Source organism: Jiangella rhizosphaerae (assembly GCF_003579925.1).
Classification (GTDB): domain Bacteria; phylum Actinomycetota; class Actinomycetes; order Jiangellales; family Jiangellaceae; genus Jiangella; species Jiangella rhizosphaerae.
The window spans coordinates 1-969 of the sequence record NZ_QUAL01000217.1 but is presented as its reverse complement, the minus strand read 5'-3'; the positions used below and the strand labels follow the sequence as shown (position 1 = coordinate 969).

Genomic DNA, 969 nt, shown 5'->3' with positions numbered 1-969 from the left:
GGGACGGCGTCAGCGGCAGCTCGGCGGCGACCAGCGCCGCCAGCCGGTCCAGCTCGGCGGGGCTGCGGCCGCGGCGCGTGTGCCGGGTGCTGATGTCCCCGGCGGCGCCGGTGGCGGCCACGGCCCAGCGCCCGGGTGCGGCGAGGGCGCGGCGGATCGCGCCGTTCAGGTCGGCGCTGACGTCGTGGTGGTCCGCGGGCAGCACGGTCGGGTGCACCGGCGACACCGTCACGACACCGGTCACGCCCCGCGCGGTCGTCACCACGAGCGCGTCGACCGGGATGTCGAGGTCCTCGGGCGCGCCGGCGGTGCGCCGTCCGGCCAGCGCCGCGATGTGCGCCCGCGTGCTGGTCAGCCGGGCCTCCTGCTCGTCCGCGATCGCCGCCTTCGCCGCACCGACCGCAGCCGCGAGCAGCCGCCGCGCGACCTCCGGCGGGGTCGGCTCGCCGCCCGGCGAGCAACCGGCCTCCGGGCCGGCGTGCGTGTGGGTGGCGGCCACCCAGCAGGCGTCGATCCGCACCTCCCGCAGGGCGGCCCGGACGCGTTCGGCGATGTCGGTGTTCACGCAGATGAGGTCGGCGACGACCAGCGCGAACCGGTGCCGGCAGGCGGCGAACGTGACGACATGGACCTCCAGCGGGTCCAGGACGCCGCCGACGCCGTGCGACCGGTCGGCGTAGCCGCCCATCGGCTCGCCCGGCACGACCTCGAACAGCTGCGCCCCGTGCCCGATCCTCACCCGTCGTCCCCCACCTGTGCTCGCAGCCGTTCCAGGACGCGGGTGTACGGCGGCGCGCCGCGCAGCAGCGTCAGACCGCCGTCCAGCGGCGACCCGGCCGGCTCGACCGGCTCCAGCCCGCGCTCGCGCAGCCCGTCGCGAAGCCGCTGACGCAGCAGCCCACTGCCGTCCAGCAGCCGCCCGGACCACGAGACCCGGCGGCCGGCGTCGGGCTGCCGGGCGGCGGCCGC

At 78.5% G+C, this 969-nt stretch carries 2 pseudogenes; both read right to left on the bottom strand.

The annotated features are described in order from the left end of the window. Positions 1 to 739 (bottom strand): annotated as a pseudogene (locus tag DY240_RS22535) (hypothetical protein); the annotation flags it as partial. Then, positions 736 to 969, bottom strand: a pseudogene (locus DY240_RS32255) (hypothetical protein); the annotation flags it as partial. The pseudogenes DY240_RS22535 and DY240_RS32255, both read right to left, overlap by 4 nt.